Genomic DNA, 17,783 nt, shown 5'->3' with positions numbered 1-17,783 from the left:
TCAAGCCGCGAACGAACCTACGGTGACCCGAACGAAGCGAACAGCCCCAAGTCAAGGAGGACACCGTGGCCGGTGACTACGCGGTGATCGCGCTCTACATAGCGGGCATGATCGGGGTCGGCTGGTTCGGGCTGCGGCTCGCCAAGACCAAATCCGACTACCTCGTCGCGGGCCGCCGCCTCGGCTGGTTCATGTACTCGGGCACGATGTCCGCGGTCGTCCTCGGCGGCGCTTCGACCGTCGGCGGGGTGAAACTCGGCTACACCTACGGCATCTCCGGCGCCTGGCTCGTGATCGCGATCGGCGTCGGCATCCTGGTCCTGCACACGCTGTTCGCGCGGCGGCTGGTGAAATTGCGCGTCTACACCGTCGGCGAGATGCTCGACCTGCGTTACGGCGGCTCCACCAGCACCATCTCCGGCGTGGTCATGTGGGGCTACACGCTGATGCTGACCGTCACCTCGACGCTGGCGTTCGCCACCATCTTCAAGGTCCTCTTCAACGTGCCGAGCTGGGCGGGTATCGCCATCGGCGGCTCGATCGTGGTGCTCTACTCGGTGCTCGGCGGCATGTGGTCGATCACGCTGACCGACATCGTCCAGTTCGTCATCAAGACCATCGGCATCCTGCTGATCCTGCTGCCGGTCTCGATCGTCTCGGCGGGCGGTTTCGACGGCATGGCCGCGCGGCTGGACGAGAGCTACTTCGAGCTGACCGCCATCGGCGGCGACACGATCTTCACGTACTTCCTCATCTACAGCTTCGGCCTGCTGATCGGCCAGGACATCTGGCAGCGCGTGTTCACCGCGCGGACGCCGGGTATCGCGACCGGCGGCGGCGTCATCTCCGGTGTCTACTGCCTCGTCTACGGTCTCGCCGGCGCGCTGATCGGCACCGCGGCCAAGACGCTGTACCCGAACCTCGCCAGCGCGCAGGACGCGTTCGCGACCATCGTCGAGCAGCAGCTTCCCGCCGGGATCCGCGGGCTGGTGCTCGCGGCGGCGCTCTCGGCGATGATGTCGACCGCGAGCGGCGCGCTCATCGCCTGCTCCACGGTCAGCACCTCGGACCTGCTTTCCAAGCTGGGCCTCAAAAAGGCCGTCGACGAGGTGACAAGGAACCGGGTCACGACGCTGGTACTCGGCATCGTCGCGATCGGCATCGCGATGATCGTGGACGACGTCGTCAACGCGCTGACCATCGCCTACGACATCCTCGTCGGCGGTCTGCTGGTCGCGATCATCGGCGGCCTGGCCTGGAAACGCGGTACCCGCCAGGGCGCGCTCGCGTCGATGGTGGTCGGCACCGTCGTGGTCATCACGTTCATGGTCGTCGACGGCGTCGAGGCCAACAGCCCGATCTACTGGGGCCTCGGCTCCAGCCTCGCGGTGTACCTGCTGGTCAGCTTCCTGACCCCGCGTACCTCCGACGAAATCCTCACCGTGTGGACCCGCCGTCTGAACGGCAGCGCGGTCGCCGAAGAAGAGGCGAAACTCGCCGCTTCGCAGTCCTGAAACACCAGAAGGAGACACAGTGCCTGAGCAGAACCCGATCGGACCCGTCGACTCTTCGAGGGTGCCCCGGTTCGCCGGTTTCGCGACCTTCGCGAGGCTTCCGCGGCTCGATCAGGTCGAGCGCGCCGACGTCGCCGTCGTCGGGGTGCCGTTCGACGCCGGGGTGTCCTACCGCCCCGGCGCGCGCTTCGGCCCCTCCGCGCTCCGTGAGGCCAGCCGGCTCCTTCGCCCGTACCACCCGGAACTCGACGTTTCGCCGTTCGCCGAAACGCAGGTGGCCGACGCCGGCGACATCGCGCTCAACCCGTTCAACATCGGCGAGGCGATCGAAACGCTGCAGAGCGAGGCCGAGGCGCTGACCGCGGACGGGACGCGGCTGGTGACCGTCGGCGGCGACCACACGATCGCGCTGCCGCTGCTGCGTGCGGCGGCGAAGAAGCACGGACCGGTGGCGCTGCTGCACTTCGACGCGCACCTCGACACCTGGGACACCTACTTCGGCGAGCCGTACACCCACGGCACCCCGTTCCGGCGGGCGTCCGAGGAAGGCATCCTCGACACCGAAGCGCTGTCCCACGTCGGCACGCGCGGCCCGCTGTACGGCAAGCGGGATCTGGAAGAGGACCGCCGCCTCGGATTCGGCATCGTCACCTCCGGCGACGTCATGCGCCGCGGGGTCGCCGAGACCGTCGACGCGCTGCGCCAGCGCATCGGCGGCCGCCCGCTCTACATCTCGGTCGACATCGACGTGCTCGACCCGGCGCACGCGCCCGGCACCGGAACCCCCGAGGCGGGCGGCATGACCAGCCGCGAACTGCTGGAGATCCTGCGCGGGCTGCGCGACTGCAACCTCGTCGGAGCCGATGTGGTGGAGCTGGCCCCAGCTTACGATCATGCCGAGATCACCGCCATCGCGGCTTCCCACGTCGCCTACGACCTGGTGAGCCTGCTCAGTTTGGGGAAGAGCGCATGACACAACGCATCGGCGGCGACATCGTCGTCGAAACCCTCCACGCGCTCGGCGCGGACACCGTGTTCGGCCTGCCGGGCCAGCACGCGCTCGGCCTGTTCGAAGCGCTGCGGCGCACGGACGACCTGCGCGTCATCAGCTCGCGAGTCGAGAACAATCTGGCATTCGCGGCCGACGGGCACGCCCGCGCCCGGCTCGCGGCGGATCCCGAAGGCCCGGTCCCGGTGACACCGATGATCGTGTCGACCGGCCCCGGCGCGCTGCTGACTTTGGCTTCGCTGCAGGAATCGCGGGCGGCGTCGGTCCCGGTGCTCGGGATCTCCAGCCAGGTCCCGGTCGCCGGGCTCGGCGGCGGACGGCACGGCTACCTGCACGAGCTGCCCGATCAGCAGGCCAGTTTCCGCGATGTCGTGAAGTCGGTGCACGTGGTGCGCACCGTCGGCCAGATCCCGACGGCGTTGCGCGAGGCGTGGGAATCGGCGGCGACCGCGCCCTACGGTCCGGTGTGGGTCGAGATCCCGCAGGACATCCTGCTGGCGCCGACGGATCTGCCGCGGATCACGTCCGTGACCGCGCGGCCCGCTCCGCTCGCACCGCTGCCGGAGCTCGTCACCGAAGCGGCCAAACTCCTTGGCGCGGCAGAGAATCCGGTGATCCTCGCCGGTGGTGGCGCGCTGCGCTCGGGCGCGCACGCGGAGCTGAAGGCGCTCGCGGAGGCTTTGCGCGCGCCGGTGCTGTCGACGTTCGGCGGCAAGGGCGTCTTCGGCTGGGACCACGAGCTGTCCGGGCAGTCGTGGCTGGAGGACTGGCACAGCACCGAGTTCCTGTCGGCCGCGGATGTGCTGCTGGTGCTGGGTTCCGGGCTGGGCGAGCTGTCCAGCAACTACCGCGAGTTCGCCCCGCGCGGCCGGGTGATCCAGGTCGAGGCCGATCTCGGGAAGCTGGAGTCGAACTACCCGGCGCTGGGTATCCACGCCGACGTCCGCCTTGCCCTGCAAGGACTTCTGGAGCAGGTTCCGTTCCGGCAAGCAGACGGCGCCGCCGAAAAGGCGGTGGCGGATCTGCTGACGAAGGTGCGTGAACGCCTCGACGGCCAGCCCCTCGAAGCCGAGCGCAAGCTGATCGACGACATCCGCGCGGCGATCCCCGAAGGCACCCAGACGTTCTGGGACATGACGATCGCGGCCTACTGGGCCTGGTCGGCGTGGAATCCCGAGGGCGCGCCGATCCACACCGCGCAGGGCGCGGGCGGGCTCGGCTACGGCCTGCCCGGTGCGCTCGGCGGTGCCGCGGCGACCGGCGGCCCGGCGCTCGCGGTGTCCGGCGACGGCGGCGCGATGTACGGCATCGCGGAACTGGCCACGGCGGTCCAGCACGGGCTGGACGTCACCTGGCTCATCGTCGACGACGGCGGTTACGGCATCCTGCGCGAGTACCTGACCGGCGCGTTCGGGCAGTCCACCGCCACCGAACTCGCCCGCCCCGATTTCGCCGCGCTGGCGAAGTCTTTCGGCGTCGGCGCGACCGTGTCCTCTTTGGACACCGTCGGGCAGGACCTCGCCGACGCGCTGGCCACACCGGGCCCGTCCGTGGTCGTCCTGCCCGCCCTGCTCAAGATGTTCGAGCCGACCCACCTGGAGAAGAAATGACTCAGGTCCTCAATTTCGTCGACGGCGCCGAGGTACCGGCGTCGGGCTCGCGGACGCTCGACCTGGTGAATCCCGCCACCGGTGAGGTCTTCGGCACCAGCGTGCTGTCGGAGCAGTCCGATGTGGACGCCGCACTGGCCGCCGCCGAACGGGCGTTCAAGGTGTGGCGCAAGAGCACGCCCGCCCAGCGTCAGCTCGCGCTGCTGAAGATCGCCGACGCGCTGGAATCCCGCGCGGAGGAGTTCGCCGAGCTCGAAATCCGGGAGACCGGCAAGATCCGCGCCGTCGTGCTGGACGAGGAGATCCCGGAGTGCGTCAGCGCGCTGCGGTTCTTCGCCGGTGCGGCGCGGCAGCTCGAAGGCACCGCGTCCGGGGAGTACCTGCCCGGGCACACGTCGGCGATCCGCCGGGAGCCGGTCGGCGTCTGCGCGCAGATCGCGCCGTGGAACTACCCGCTGATGATGGGTGTCTGGAAGATCGCCCCGGCCTTGGCGGCGGGCAACACCGTCGTGCTGAAACCCGCGGAGACCACGCCGTCGACGGCCGTCCTGCTGGCCAAGGTCGCGGCGGAGTTCCTGCCGCAGGGCGCGTTCAACGTGCTGTGCGGCGACCGCGACACCGGCCGCGCGCTGGTGAAGCACCCGATCACCGAGCTGGTGTCGATCACCGGGTCGACCCGCGCCGGGATCGACGTCGCCACCGTCGCGGCGGCCGATCTCAAGCGCACGCACCTCGAACTCGGCGGCAACGCGCCGCTGCTGGTCTTCGGCGACGTGAACCTCGCCGAAGCGGCCGAGGGCATCGTCGGCGCGGCGTTCTACAACGCCGGGCAGGACTGCACGGCGGGCAGCCGGGTGCTGGTGGACGCGGCGATCCACGACGAGTTCGTCGCGGAGCTGACCAAGGCCGCCGCCGCGCAGACCCCGGGCGAGGACTTCGGCCCGCTCAACAGCGAGGCGCAGTTCGGGCGGGTCCGCGGGCTCGTCGAGCGGCTGCCCTCGCACGCCCGCGTGGAGACCGGTGGCACCCCCGCCGGCGACCGTGGTTTCTTCTTCTCCCCCACCGTGATCTCGGGTCTGAAGCAGGACGACGAGATCGTGCAGGAGGAGATCTTCGGCCCGGTGATCACCGTTCAGTCCTTTGTGGACGAGGAAGAGGCGGTACGCCTGGCCAACGGCGTCCCCTATGGGCTGGCGTCGTCGATCTGGACCAACGACCTGTCACGCGCGACCCGCGTTTCGGGCGAACTCGACTTCGGCTGCGTCTGGGTCAACACCCACGGGCCGCTGGTCTCGGAAATGCCCCATGGCGGCTTCGGGCACTCGGGCCACGGGAAGGATCTCTCGTCCTACTCCTTCGCCGAGTACACCCGCGTGAAGCACGTCATGACCCGCTTCGCCTGATCGCGTTTAGTCCTCTGAATGCGGTACTTGCGTGTGCAAGGACCGCATTCAGAGGACTAAACGCATAGCTGGAGGTCCCCATGGGTGACAAGGTCACCGAAGTCGAGCAGCACGGCATCGCGCCGATCCCGCCGGAGGAACAGACCTCGCGTCCGCGCGACCTGTTCCGGATGGCGTTCGGCGGCGCCAACACCTTCGCCACCATCATCCTCGGAACCCTCCCGATCGCCTTCGGGCTGAGCTTCTGGGCGGCGGTGGCGGCCACCATCGCGGGCGTGGTCGTCGGCGCGCTGGTGCTGTCGCCGATGTCGTTGTTCGGCCCGCTCACCCGGACCAACAACGCGGTCTCCTCCGGGGCGCATTTCGGCGTCGTCGGCCGCTGTGTCGGCTCCTTCCTCTCCCTGCTTACGGCGATCACCTTCTTCGCCATCTCGGTCTGGGTGAGCGGCGACGCCGTCGCCGGTGCGGCACAACGGCTTTTCGGCTTCGACGGCGGCGAAGTGCTCCGCGGCGTCGCGTACGGCGTCATCGCGATCGCCACGCTGGTGGTGTGCATCTACGGCTACCGGTTCATGCTGCTGGTGAACCGGGTCGCCGTGGTGCTGGGCACGGCGATCATGCTGCTCGGCATCGTGGCCTACGGCGGCACGTTCGACCCCGGGTTCGCCGGCACGGGCACCTACGCGCTCGGCGACTTCTGGCCGACGTGGATCCTGGCCGCGCTCACCACGATGGCGAACCCGATCTCGTTCGGCGCCTTCCTCGGCGACTGGACGCGCTACATCCCGGCGCGGCACAGCCGCCGTTCCCTGCTGGCCGCGCCGTTCCTGGCGCAGGTCGCGACGTTGCTGCCGTTCGGGTTCGGCATCGCCACCGCGACCCTGGTCGCGGATCCGGCCGACTACATCACCGGCCTGACCGCGATCTCCCCGCTCTGGTACGCGATCCCGCTGATCGTCGTCGCGCTGATCGGCGGGCTGTCCACCGGTACGACGTCGCTCTACGGGACCGGGCTGGACTTCAGCTCGATCTTCGTGAAGCTGAGCCGGGTGCAGGCGACGCTGCTGATCGGCTCGCTCAGTGTCGTGTTCATCTTCGTCGGCAATTTCGTGCTGGACATGGTGTCCAGCATCAACGCCTTCGCCACGCTGATCGTGCTGTGCACGTCTCCGTGGATGGTGATCATGATGATCGGTTTCGTGCTGCGGCGCGGGTTCTACGACCCGGACGACCTCCAGGTGTTCAACCAGGGCCGCAAGGGCGGGCGCTACTGGTTCACCCGCGGGGTGAACTGGCGCGCGATGGCCGCGTGGATCCCGGCGACGACGCTGGGCCTGCTGACGGCCAACACCCCGATGATCGCCGGGCCGTTCAAGGACATCGCGGGCGGCGTCGACATCAGCATGGTGGTGACGCTGTGCACGGCGGCGATCGCGTATCCCGTGCTGGTGAAGCTCTTCCCCGAGCCGCGGGAGGTCTACTCGTACGCGGAACCGGTCGCGGAACCGGCCGTCGCGGTCTAGGCGAAGCGGCGCAGCGCCCCGAGGAACAACGCGTCGAAGGCGCGGTCCGGGAGCACCCGGCGCACGAACAGGATCGGCTTCGCCCCGAAACCGGCGGCGTAGCGGGTCTTCGGGCGCCGGGCCCGGACGGCCTTCACGATGACGTCGGCGATCACCTTGGGATGGGAACCGCGCGCGGCCTGGTCGAAGAACTTCGCCAGCGCCTTTGCTTGCGGCGCGTACGCGGTGTCACCCGAGGTCTTCATCAGGTTCTCGATGGCGATGCCGCCCCATTCGGTCTTGATGGCGCCGGGTTCGACCACCACGACGTCGATGCCGAACGGCTTGAGCTCCAGCCGCAGTGAGTCGCTGAGTCCTTCGACCGCGAACTTCGTCGAGTGGTACCAGCCGCCGAGCGGTTCGTAGATCTTGCCGCCGATCGAGGAGATGTTCACGATCTTGCCGGAGCCCTGGGCACGCATATGCGGCGTGGTCAGCTGGACGAGCCGCGCGAGCCCGAACAGGTTGACCTCGAACTGGTACTTCCCCTCCGAGAGCGGCACGTCCTCGAAGGCGCCGTATGAGCCGTAGCCCGCGTTGTTGACCAGGACGTCGATGCGGCCGGACTCCTCGATGATCCGCTCGATACCCGCGACCATCGACGTGTCGTCGGTGACGTCCATCGCGAGGACCTTGACCCCGCGCTCGGCGAGACCCGCCATCCGCTCGACGCGCCTCGCGGCGCCGTAGACCGTGTAGCCCGCGTCCTTCAACGCCAGCGCCGTGGCTTCGCCGATTCCCGCGGAGGCTCCCGTGACCAGTGCGACCTTCATGTCCGTCTCCTAACTAACCAGTTGGTTGCCAATTCAGGTTGCCACGCGGCCGGGCTGGCTGTCAACCAACCAGTTAGTTAGACTGGGTCACATGGTCAGGGACAAGGAAGCGACCAAGCGGAAACTGCTGGACGCGGCGACGACGGAGTTCGCGACGTACGGCATCGCCGGCGCCAGGGTGGACCGCATCGCGAAGAACGCGGGCGCGAACAAGGCGCTGATCTACGCCTATTTCTGCAGCAAGGAAGAGCTTTTCGAGAAGGTCGTGGAGGAGCAGGTGGACCTCGCCATCCGAACCCTCACGATCACGCCCGAGGACCTGCCCGGCTACGCGGGCAGGCTGTTCGACCGCTACCTCGAGCACCCCCAGCTCCTGCGGCTCATGGGCTGGCTGCGCCTGGAGAACGGCTTCGACGCGGCGCCCGAGGCCGAGGTCCGGGCGCACGCGGACAAGGTCGCCGCGATCCAGGCTGCGCAACAGGCTGGCACCGTGCCGGACGACTTCGACGCCGAGGAACTGCTGAGCCTCGTCGTGCACCTGTCGATCCTCGGGTTCTCCTCCCCCACCGCGACGCGCGACCTTGTGGTGCGCGCGGTCGGGCGGATCGTGGGCACCTGAGCCGGGCTTTCGCGCGACCGCCGGGGGTATGCGGCGGTGAACTCTCCCGGGGGGGGGATAGCCGGATCACCCGCCCGGGCTCGATCAGTGGGTCGTGAGTGGCGACTTGTGTTCTCACCACGCCACTGCCACGCTCGCTCGCCCCTGCAGTACATGAAGGCCCCCTTCATTGCGTCTAGCGCAGTGAAGGAGGCCTTCATGTACTTGGGAAGGCGTGAAGGTCGAGTTTCCTCGGCTGAGCCGAGGGAAGGAGGCCTTCACGGACTTGCGATCAACTGCCACCCACATTCAGTAGGTACCTAAGACAGCTTTGGTTCTAACCCGAATCGCCACTCACGACCGTCGACGGCAGGCTCAGCGGCGCGTGTCCTCCGGCGCCGGAGTCCGGCTCGCCAGCTTCGCCGACCACTCGGTCACCCGTCGCGCCACGTCCTGCGCGGTGAGACCGACGCGGGCCAGCACCTCTTCGCGCGAACCGTGGTCGTGGAACACCTGCGGCACCGCGAGATCCCGCAGCGGAACGTCGCATTCGGCGTCGCGGAACAGCGCGGCCAGCGCGGAGCCGAAGCCACCGTGCCGCCCGCTGTCCTCGACGGTCACGACGAGCTTGTGCTGCTCGGCCAGCGCCACCAGTTCGGCCGGGGCCGGGACGACCCAGCGCGGGTCCACCACGGTCACGCCGATGCCCTGGTCGGCCAGCCGGTCCGCGGCGGCGAGCCCGAGCATCGCGAACGCGCCGACCGCGACGAGCAGGACGTCGGCGTCGCCGTCGGGTTTGCGCAGCACGTCCACCGTGCCGACGCGTTCCACGGCGGGCACCGAGTCGATCACGCCGCCCTTGGAGAACCGCAGCGCCGTCGGCCCGTCCTCGACCGCGACGGCCTCCCGCAGCTCCTCGCGGAGCGTGCCGGCGTCGCGCGGAGCGGCGACCCGCATCCCGGGCACCATGCCCAGCAGCGAAAGGTCCCACATGCCGTGGTGGCTGGGGCCGTCCGGACCGGTGATCCCCGCGCGGTCCAGCACCAGCGTCACCGGCTGGCGGTGCAGCGCGACGTCCATCAGGACCTGGTCGAACGCCCGGTTCAGGAAGGTCGAGTAGACGGCCACGACGGGGTGCTTGCCGCCCATCGCGAGCCCGGCGGCCGAGGTCACCGCGTGCTGCTCGGCGATCCCGACGTCGTACCAGCGCTCGGGGTACGCCTCGGCGAACTTGTGCAGCCCGGTCGAGCGCAGCATGGCCGCGGTGATCGCGACGACGTCCTCGCGGTCGGCGCCGATCTTGACCATTTCGTCGGCGAAGACGCCGGTCCAGCTCGGGCCCTTGACCGGCGGCAGGCCGGTTTCCGGGTCGATCGGGTCGGTCTGGTGCATCTGGTCGGCCTGGTTGGTGACCGCGGGCTCGTAGCCGTGACCCTTCTCGGTGACCACGTGCACGATGACCGCGCCACCGAAGGCACGGGCGCTCTGGAACGCCTTCTCCAGCGCGACGAGGTCGTGCCCGTCGACCGGGCCGAGGTACTTGATGCCGAGGTCGGAGAACATCATCTGCGGGCTCAGCGCGTCCTTGAGGCCCGCCTTCGCCGCGTGCAGAGCCGCGTAGATCGGCTTGCCGACGACGGGCGTGTGCCGCAGCAGTTCCTTGCCGCGGTCCAGCACGCGCTCGTAGCCCGGCTTGAGCCGCAGCGACGCGAGGTGGTCCGCGACGCCGCCGATGGTCGGCGAGTACGAGCGGCCGTTGTCGTTGATGACGATGACGACCGGGCGGCGCGGGTTCGCGGCGATGTTGTTGAGCGCCTCCCAGCACATGCCGCCGGTCAGCGCGCCGTCGCCGACGACGGCGATCGCGTGCCTGCCGCCGCCTTCGAGTTCGAACGCCTTGGCCAGACCGTCCACATAGGACAACGCGGTCGAGGCGTGGCTGTTCTCGACGAAATCGTGCTCGCTCTCGCAGCGCGCCGGGTAGCCGGTGAGGCCGCCGAGCTGGCGCAGCTTGCCGAAGCCGTCATGACGGCCGGTGACGATCTTGTGCACGTACGCCTGGTGGCCGACGTCCCACACGATCGCGTCGTCCGGCGAGTCGAAGACGCGGTGCAGCGCCATGGTCAGCTCGACCACACCCAGGTTCGGGCCGAGGTGACCACCGGCGAGCCGCACCTTCTCGACGAGGAAGTCCCGGATCTCCGCGGCCAGCTCGCCGAGCTGGTCCTGGTTCATCCGCTTCAAGTCGGCCGGTCCGTGCACGGACTCGAGCAACGTCACTCTCCCACCTCGCCTGGTTCCTCTTCCGCCGTTCCGACCAGTCTACGGAGGTCGCCTGAGAGTCTTCCGTCCGCCGCGTCACGGGTCACATGTCAGAAAATCACCACTCGGCACCCAAGGGTGTGAACATGGTCTCTTTTGCCAAGTAGCGGTCACGTCAGGTGGCCGCGATAATCGCTGATCGACGGTTGAGCAAGAGCCGGTTCGGAGGGCTTGATGGCGGACTTTTTCATCGGTGGCGAGTGGGTCGACGCGGTCGGCGGTGGTCGCCGGGAAATCCGCTGCCCCGCTGACGGGTCGCTGGTCGCGGAGGTCGCCGAGGGCACCCGTGAAGACACCGAAGCGGCCATCGCCGCCGCGCGGAAGGCGTTCGACACCGGCCCGTGGCCGCAGACGCCCGCCCCGCAGCGCGGCGACCTGCTGCTGAAGGCCGCCGACCTGCTCGACCGCGACGCCGCCGCCTTCGCCCGCGCCGAATCGCTCGACACCGGGAAACGGCTGGTCGAGAGCGAATACGACATGGCCGACATCGCCGCGTGCCTGCGCTACTTCGGCAAGCTCGCCGCGAACGACGCGGGCCGCGTGGTCGACACCGGCAACCCGGACGCGTTCAGCCGGATCGTGCACGAGCCGGTCGGCGTCTGCGGCTTGATCACGCCGTGGAACTACCCGCTCCTGCAGACCATCTGGAAGGTCGCCCCCGCGCTCGCGGCGGGCAACACCTTCGTCCTCAAGCCCAGCGAACTGACCCCGCACACCTCGATCATGCTGATGAAGCTGCTGACCGAGGCCGGCCTCCCCGGCGGCGTCGCGAACCTCGTGCTCGGCGCCGGCGCACAGGCCGGAGCACCGCTCTCGGAGCATCCGGACGTCGACCTCGTGTCGTTCACCGGCGGCCTCGCGACCGGCAAGATCATCGCCGCCTCGGCGGCGGCCACCATCAAGAAGGTCGCGCTGGAGCTGGGCGGCAAGAACCCGAACGTCGTGTTCGCGGACTCGGACTTCGACACCGCCGTCGACTACGCGCTGACCGCGGTGTTCCTGCACTCCGGGCAGGTCTGCTCGGCGGGCGCTCGCCTGATCGTCCAGGAGGAGTGGCACGAGGAGTTCGTCGACGAACTCGTCCGACGCGCCGAACTGATCCGACTGGGTGGACCTTTCGACCCGAAGGCTGAAACCGGTCCGCTGATCTCGGCCGCCCATTTGGAAAAGATCGAACGCTACGTCGCCGCGGCGCTCGAAGAGGGCGCCGTCCTGCGCACCGGCGGCAAACGCCCCGACGATCGCGAACTCGCGAAGGGGCACTACTACCTGCCGACCATCCTCGACAACGTGAAGCAGGGCAGCAGCGCCGTCGTCGACGAATCGTTCGGCCCGGTGCTCACCGTCGAGACCTTCACCGACGAGGACGACGCCGTCCGCATCGCCAACGACACCCACTACGGCCTCGCCGGCGCGGTGTTCACCTCGGACGCCTCCCGCGCGCAGCGGGTCGCGAACCGGCTGCGGCACGGCACGATCTGGATCAACGACTTCCACCCGTACCTGCCGCAGGCGGAATGGGGCGGCTACAAGCAGTCCGGCTTCGGGCGCGAGCTCGGCCCGACCGGGCTCGCCGAGTACACCGAGGCGAAGCACATCTACCAGAACCTCCGGCCCGCACCACAGCGCTGGTTCTCCGGGGAGCCGGCGTCCAACTAAAGAGGGGAAACTGCCGATGAGCAATCCTTCCGACGACGGCTTGGCCGGTTTCGGCTACAAACAGGAACTCGAAAGAACGCTCGGCAATTTCCACACCTTCGCCGCCGGGATCAGCTACATCTCGATCCTGACGGGCACCTTCCAGCTGTTCTACTTCGGCTTCAGCTTCGGCGGGCCGGCGTACTGGTGGTCGTGGCCGATGGTGTTCGTCGGCCAGCTGATGGTGGCGCTGTCGTTCGCCGAACTGGCCGCGCACTATCCGGTCGCCGGGTCGATCTACAACTGGTCGAAACGGCTCGGCAGCCCGCACGTCGCCTGGCTGGCCGGGTGGATGATGCTCACCGCGTCGATCGTCAGCATCGCCGCCGTCGCGCTCGCGTACCAGATCACGCTCCCCCAGATCTCGTCGTTCTTCTCCTTCTCCGGCGACAGCGCGGTGAACGCGGTCATCCTCGGCACGGCGCTGATCGTGTTCACGACGCTGGTGAACGCCTGGGGCGTCAAACTCATGGCGCGGATCAACAGCGCCGGCGTGTTCATCGAACTGATCGCCGCGGTCCTGCTGATCGTCGCGCTCGCGGTGAACATCACCCGGGGCCCGGAAGTCGTCATGGAGACCAACAACACCGGCGCCGACCAGCCGTGGGGGTACTTCGGGGCGTTCTTGGTCGCTTCGCTCGCGTCGACCTACGTCATGTACGGCTTCGACACCGCCAGTTCGCTCGGCGAGGAGTCGCACGACCCTCGCAAGAACGCGCCCAAGGCGATCCTGCGCGCGCTGATCGCGTCGTTCGTCATCGGCGGGCTGATCCTCATCCTCGCGCTGATGGCCGTGGGCGACATCAACAACCCGGAGATCGCGACCGGCGGCCTGCAGTTCATCGTGCTCGACGTCCTCGGGAGCACGATCGGCACGATCTTCCTGCTGGCGGTCGTCATCGCCATCACCGTGTGCAACCTGGCCGTGCAGTCGGCGGCGATCCGGATGATGTTCGCGATGGGCCGCGACAACAACCTGCCCGCCGGGAAGCACCTGGCCCGGGTGTCGCCGAAGACGAAGACGCCGGTGATCCCCGCGATCGTGTCCGGCGTGATCGCCGTGCTGATCCTGGTGGTCAACGTCGGCCAGCCGCAGATCTTCACGGTGATCACCAGTATCGGCATCATCATGATCTATCTGGCGTATCTGCTGGTCACCGTCCCGATGCTGGTCAAGCGCTTCCGCGGGCAGTGGCCGCCGCCGAAGGTGGAGGGCACCAAGTACTTCTCGCTCGGCAAACTGGGGCTGCCGGTCAACATCCTCGGCGTGCTGTGGGGCGGCGCGATCGTGGTGAACCTGGCCTGGCCGCGGCGCGAGGTCTACAACGCGACCGAGCCGTATCACTGGTACCTCGAATGGGGGGCCGTGCTGTTCGTCGGCGCGGTGGCGGTCGTCGGTTTCGCGTATTACTGGTTCGTCCTGCGGCACAAGAGCGGCGTCCTGGCCGATCACGCCGCGGAAGTACATCCCGAGGAGGCAGCACAGTGACCGGAGAGTTCGACTACATCGTCGTCGGCGGCGGGACGGCGGGTTCGGTGGTCGCGGCGAGACTCTCGGAAGATCCGGACGTCACCGTGGCACTCCTGGAAGCCGGACCGTCCGATGTGGACGATCCGGCGGTGCTGGAGCTGACCAAGTGGATGGCGCTGCTGGAATCCGGCTACGACTGGGACTACCTGGTGGAGCCGCAGGAATCCGGCAACTCGTTCCTGCGCCACGCCCGCGCGCGGGTGCTCGGCGGCTGCTCGTCGCACAACTCGTGCATCGCGTTCTGGGCGCCGGCGGAAGACCTCGACGAATGGTCGTCACTCGGCCTGCCCGGCTGGTCCTCGAAGGACATCTTCCCGCTGTACCAACGCCTTGAGACCAACGACGGCCCCGGCGACCACCACGGCCGCTCGGGCCCGGTGACCATCCGCTCGGTGCCGCCGAACGACCCGACCGGTGTCGCGCTGCTGCAGGCGTGCGAGCAGGCGGGGATCCCGAGGACGGAGTTCAACTCGGGCGAGACCGTGACGCACGGGGCGAACTGGTTCCAGATCAACGCACGCGAAGACGGCACGCGGTCGTCGGCCTCGGTGTCGTACCTGCACCCGATCATCGGCAAGCGGCCGAATCTGGAGATCATCACCGGCGCCCGCGTCCGGCGGCTGCTGTTCGACGGCAAACGCTGCACCGGCGCGGAATACCTGGCCGACGACCTGATCCACGGCGTCCAGCTGCGCGCGCGGCGTGAGGTGATCCTGTCTTCGGGCGCGATCGACACCCCGAAACTCCTGATGCTGTCCGGGATCGGCCCCGCTTCCCATTTGCGCGAGGTCGGTGTGGACGTGCTGGTGGACTCCCCCGGCGTCGGCGAGAACCTGCAGGATCACCCCGAAGGCGTCATCCAGTGGGACGCTCTGCAGCCGATGACGACCGAATCCACTCAATGGTGGGAGATCGGCATCTTCACCACCACAGAGGAAGGCCTCGACCGGCCGGACCTGATGTTCCACTACGGCTCGGTGCCGTTCGACATGAACACCCTCCGGCAGGGCTATCCCACCACGGAGAACGGCTTCTGCCTGACCCCGAACGTCACGCGTTCGCGGTCGACCGGGACCGTGCGGCTGCGCAGCCGCGACTACCGGGACAAGCCGAAGGTGGACCCGCGGTACTTCACCGACGAGCACGACATGCGCGTGATGACCTACGGCATCAAACTGGCGCGCAAGATCGCCGAGCAGCCCGCGCTGGACGAATGGGCGGGCACGGAACTGGCGCCTGGCAAGGACGTCAAGACCGACGACGAGATCGCGGACTACCTGCGCAAGACGCACAACACGGTCTATCACCCGTCGTGCACCGCGAAAATGGGCGGCGACGGCGACCCGATGGCCGTACTGGACGCCCGGCTGCGCGTGCGCGGCGTCGAAGGCCTGCGGGTCGCCGACGGTTCGGCGATGCCGTTCCTGGTCGCGGTGAACCCGTGCATCACGACGATGGCGATCGGTGAGAAGTGCGCGGACATGCTGAAGGAGGACGCGCGCTCCTAGGACTCGCTCGTCCGGCCCCCTGGTTTCGGCCAGGGGGCTTTCTTCCTGCCGGAAAACCGGTGGAGCGGCCGCCGGCGGGCCATTACCGTGCTGCCGGACCACATCGCCGAGCCGAGGGCCTGCCGTTGTACACCCTGTGAGACCTCCCGAGCGCTGATTTCGTCGCGCGTCGCGTCTTTCGCGCCGCGCCTCCTTTTGCTGCGGATTTCTCACTGAACGGGTGTACTTCCCATGCTCGAAAACTGGGTGGTCGTTCCCACCTGCCTTCCTGCCGTCCTCCGTCGTTGCCACGCCTGCGGATCCGGGCGTTTCCGGGCGAACGGCAAATTCCGGGTCAACGCCAACCACAAACTCATCGATGTCTGGCTCCTCGTGCTCTGCACTCGATGCGGGGACACCGCGAAACTGACGATCCTGGAGCGGGTGCACGTGCGCTCCGTCCGGCCTGAGCTACTGAAGCGACTGCACGAGAACGACCTCGGCCTCGCCGCCGAACTGCTCCAGGATCCGGCCGTACTCCGCCGTAACCACGTCTTTCGCGAGGCGAGGTCGAGAGACTGATCGAGGAGGGGAAGGTGGTTTCGGCGGCACGGTTGCGGGGGAAGGTTTCCGGGGACTTCACTTTTACGCTGAAACGCTGACCCTTGGGCCTCGCACTCACGTGATCAGCGACGTGACTCGCGTGATCGAAGGCGGAACTCGCGTGATCAGCAGCGGAACACCCGAGTGCGGCCTCCAATCACGCGAGTTACGTCCCTGATCACGCGAGTCACGCCGCTGATCACGCCGCGCCCTGTGTTCCCAAGTCCGTGAAGGCCTCCTTGAAATAACGACGCACAGCACTCAAATCACTCATCAGTGGCAAATGCGCAATTACCGTCGTCGCTTAAAATTACGAATGATTCCACTGCATTTTTCGGTAATATGGAGATGTGCCCGAGACGACCATTCCCGAACTGCCGCAGGAGCTGTGGCGCGCCGGCAAGCTGGAGCTTGCCCACGGCGTGACGCACCTGTTGCAGGTCATGAGAGTGGCCTCCGCCGGAGTGGGGAAGTTCCTGGCGGAGATCGAGTCGCGGGGCGCGGAAGACTTGTACGGCTACGGGAGTGCGGCATCGTGGCTCGCCAATGTCGCCCGGATCTCCTTGGGCGACGCGCAAGACATGGTGAACCGGGCTCTGACCTTGAACCCCGCGCCGAGCGTCGGTGGCGAGGTCGCCGTGTTCGCGCCCGCGACCGCCGCCGCGGCTGAGGACGGCGCGCTCGGGGAGCAGCACATCGACCTGATCCTGGAGATCCTGCGCAAGATCCCGTCCGACGTGCCCGTGGAGGACCGGGCCGGGGCGGAGAAGATCCTCGCCGACCTCGCCCGCGACGCCGGACCGAAACAGATCGCCGAGGCCGGAGCCGATCTGCTCGCACACCTCGACCCCGACGGGAACGAGCCGAAAGACCCCGAGCCCGCCCCGCCGCGTCGCGAGGTGTTCGTCGAGCGCCGCAAAGACGGCTTCTGGAAGCTCTCCGGCCTGCTCGACCCCGAAACCGGCGCCCGCACCGCGGCCGCGCTGGACGCCTACGCGGCGAAGCGGCCCGTCGACGAGTTCGGCCAGGCCGACCACCGCACCCTGCCCCAGCGCCGAGGCGACGCGTGGGCCGAACTCCTCGACCTCGCCATCGCCTGCCCCGACCAGCCGGTCACTTCCGGCTACCGCACGCTGGTGCACGTGACCGTCGGGCTCGATGCGCTGAAGACCGGACTCGGGACCGCGTGCCTCGACTTCGTCGGCAGGATCACCGCTCGCGAAGCCCGGCTGGCCGCCTGCGACTGCCTGATGACCCCGGTGGTTCTCGGCGCCGCCGGCGAACCCCTCGACGTCGGGCGGATGAAACGCTTCGTCACCCCCGGCCAACGCCGGGTCCTGAACATCCGCGACGGCGGCTGCGCGTTCCCTGGCTGCCATCGAGCGCCGAAACACTGTCACGCCCACCATATTCGGCACTGGGCCGACGGCGGCCCAACCGATCTTCGGAACCTGGTCCTGCTTTGTTCCTTCCACCACCGGCTCATCCACCACGGTGACTGGCAGGTCCGGATGACTCCCGAGGGGATACCGGAATTCGTGCCGCCCCAATACCTCGACCCGCTACAGGTGCCACGGCGCAACACCCTCCATCGCGTCGTGACCTGACCTTCGCCCCATCCCGAGGAGCCCGCCGACCGCACCGGCGACGGGCTCTCGGCATGCCCATATCCA

Annotated in this window: 13 protein-coding genes; 11 read left to right on the top strand and 2 right to left on the bottom strand. The window is 68.3% G+C overall.

From position 1 onward, the window contains the following. Positions 1-65: 65 nt before the first annotated feature. The 5 genes from ACSMFO_RS36970 (at position 66) to ACSMFO_RS36950 (ending at position 7,059) form a co-directional block, all read left to right on the top strand. Positions 66-1,514, top strand: a complete 1,449-nt coding sequence (locus ACSMFO_RS36970) for a sodium:solute symporter (protein WP_436462166.1) — start codon at positions 66-68, stop codon at positions 1,512-1,514. Between the two features lie 19 nt (positions 1,515-1,533). Further along, entirely contained in the window at positions 1,534-2,487 is a 954-nt protein-coding gene (gene speB / locus ACSMFO_RS36965; protein WP_063274496.1) for an agmatinase, read from the top strand. Further along, positions 2,484-4,133: a thiamine pyrophosphate-binding protein gene (locus ACSMFO_RS36960; protein WP_436462165.1), complete on the top strand. Its 1,650-nt coding sequence runs from the start codon at positions 2,484-2,486 to the stop codon at positions 4,131-4,133. Before speB ends, ACSMFO_RS36960 begins: the two co-directional genes overlap by 4 nt. Continuing rightward, positions 4,130-5,536: an aminobutyraldehyde dehydrogenase gene (locus ACSMFO_RS36955; RefSeq protein ID WP_436462164.1), complete on the top strand. Its 1,407-nt coding sequence runs from the start codon at positions 4,130-4,132 to the stop codon at positions 5,534-5,536. The genes ACSMFO_RS36960 and ACSMFO_RS36955 overlap by 4 nt, the downstream gene beginning before the upstream one ends. Before the next feature lie 80 nt (positions 5,537-5,616). After that, positions 5,617-7,059, top strand: coding sequence for a purine-cytosine permease family protein (locus ACSMFO_RS36950; RefSeq protein WP_436462163.1), 1,443 nt, complete (start codon positions 5,617-5,619; stop codon positions 7,057-7,059). Here the strand turns inward: ACSMFO_RS36950 and ACSMFO_RS36945 are convergent. Further along, positions 7,056-7,871 (bottom strand): oxidoreductase, encoded by an 816-nt coding sequence (locus tag ACSMFO_RS36945; protein WP_436462162.1) that lies wholly within the window; start codon positions 7,869-7,871, stop codon positions 7,056-7,058. The two genes, ACSMFO_RS36950 and ACSMFO_RS36945, sit on opposite strands and share 4 nt — an antisense overlap. A gap of 91 nt (positions 7,872-7,962) precedes the next feature. Here ACSMFO_RS36945 and ACSMFO_RS36940 point away from each other — a divergent pair, with 91 nt between their 5' ends. Then, positions 7,963-8,490, top strand: a complete 528-nt coding sequence (locus tag ACSMFO_RS36940) for a TetR family transcriptional regulator (RefSeq protein ID WP_436462161.1) — start codon at positions 7,963-7,965, stop codon at positions 8,488-8,490. 354 nt (positions 8,491-8,844) lie between these two features. Here ACSMFO_RS36940 and dxs read toward each other — a convergent pair whose 3' ends face one another. Further along, on the bottom strand, positions 8,845-10,749 hold the full coding sequence (gene dxs, locus ACSMFO_RS36935; protein WP_436462160.1) for a 1-deoxy-D-xylulose-5-phosphate synthase: 1,905 nt from the start codon (positions 10,747-10,749) through the stop codon (positions 8,845-8,847). Positions 10,750-10,965: 216 nt separating this feature from the next. Here dxs and ACSMFO_RS36930 point away from each other — a divergent pair, with 216 nt between their 5' ends. The 5 genes from ACSMFO_RS36930 (at position 10,966) to ACSMFO_RS36910 (ending at position 17,717) form a co-directional block, all read left to right on the top strand. Next, entirely contained in the window at positions 10,966-12,450 is a 1,485-nt protein-coding gene (locus tag ACSMFO_RS36930) for an aldehyde dehydrogenase family protein (RefSeq protein ID WP_350583986.1), read from the top strand. Positions 12,451-12,466: 16 nt separating this feature from the next. Continuing rightward, positions 12,467-13,978 (top strand): APC family permease, encoded by a 1,512-nt coding sequence (locus ACSMFO_RS36925; RefSeq protein WP_038515784.1) that lies wholly within the window; start codon positions 12,467-12,469, stop codon positions 13,976-13,978. Then, positions 13,975-15,528, top strand: a complete 1,554-nt coding sequence (locus ACSMFO_RS36920) for a GMC family oxidoreductase (RefSeq protein ID WP_436462159.1) — start codon at positions 13,975-13,977, stop codon at positions 15,526-15,528. The genes ACSMFO_RS36925 and ACSMFO_RS36920 overlap by 4 nt, the downstream gene beginning before the upstream one ends. A 231-nt stretch (positions 15,529-15,759) precedes the next feature. Continuing rightward, complete coding sequence (locus tag ACSMFO_RS36915) at positions 15,760-16,089, top strand: DUF1062 domain-containing protein (protein WP_436462158.1); 330 nt, start codon at positions 15,760-15,762, stop codon at positions 16,087-16,089. A 371-nt stretch (positions 16,090-16,460) separates the two neighbouring features. Next, entirely contained in the window at positions 16,461-17,717 is a 1,257-nt protein-coding gene (locus ACSMFO_RS36910; RefSeq protein WP_436462157.1) for a DUF222 domain-containing protein, read from the top strand. The last annotated feature ends 66 nt before the right edge of the window (positions 17,718-17,783 follow it).

The sequence above is a fragment of the Amycolatopsis sp. w19 genome (assembly GCF_051373225.1).
Lineage (GTDB): Bacteria > Actinomycetota > Actinomycetes > Mycobacteriales > Pseudonocardiaceae > Amycolatopsis > Amycolatopsis japonica.
Note: the sequence above shows the minus strand (reverse complement) of the source record. Positions and strands in the feature narration are given on the sequence as shown.

What these genes read in the sequence shown, in the direction of transcription:
- ACSMFO_RS36955 (WP_436462164.1), top strand. Translation starts at nt 4,130, where the DNA reads ATGACTCAGGTCCTCAATTTCGTCGACGGCGCCGAGGTACCGGCGTCG.
- ACSMFO_RS36930 (WP_350583986.1), top strand. Translation starts at nt 10,966, where the DNA reads ATGGCGGACTTTTTCATCGGTGGCGAGTGGGTCGACGCGGTCGGCGGT.
- ACSMFO_RS36960 (WP_436462165.1), top strand. Translation starts at nt 2,484, where the DNA reads ATGACACAACGCATCGGCGGCGACATCGTCGTCGAAACCCTCCACGCG.
- ACSMFO_RS36925 (WP_038515784.1), top strand. Translation starts at nt 12,467, where the DNA reads ATGAGCAATCCTTCCGACGACGGCTTGGCCGGTTTCGGCTACAAACAG.
- ACSMFO_RS36915 (WP_436462158.1), top strand. Translation starts at nt 15,760, where the DNA reads ATGCTCGAAAACTGGGTGGTCGTTCCCACCTGCCTTCCTGCCGTCCTC.
- ACSMFO_RS36950 (WP_436462163.1), top strand. Translation starts at nt 5,617, where the DNA reads ATGGGTGACAAGGTCACCGAAGTCGAGCAGCACGGCATCGCGCCGATC.
- ACSMFO_RS36945 (WP_436462162.1), bottom strand. Translation starts at nt 7,871, where the DNA reads ATGAAGGTCGCACTGGTCACGGGAGCCTCCGCGGGAATCGGCGAAGCC.
- ACSMFO_RS36940 (WP_436462161.1), top strand. Translation starts at nt 7,963, where the DNA reads ATGGTCAGGGACAAGGAAGCGACCAAGCGGAAACTGCTGGACGCGGCG.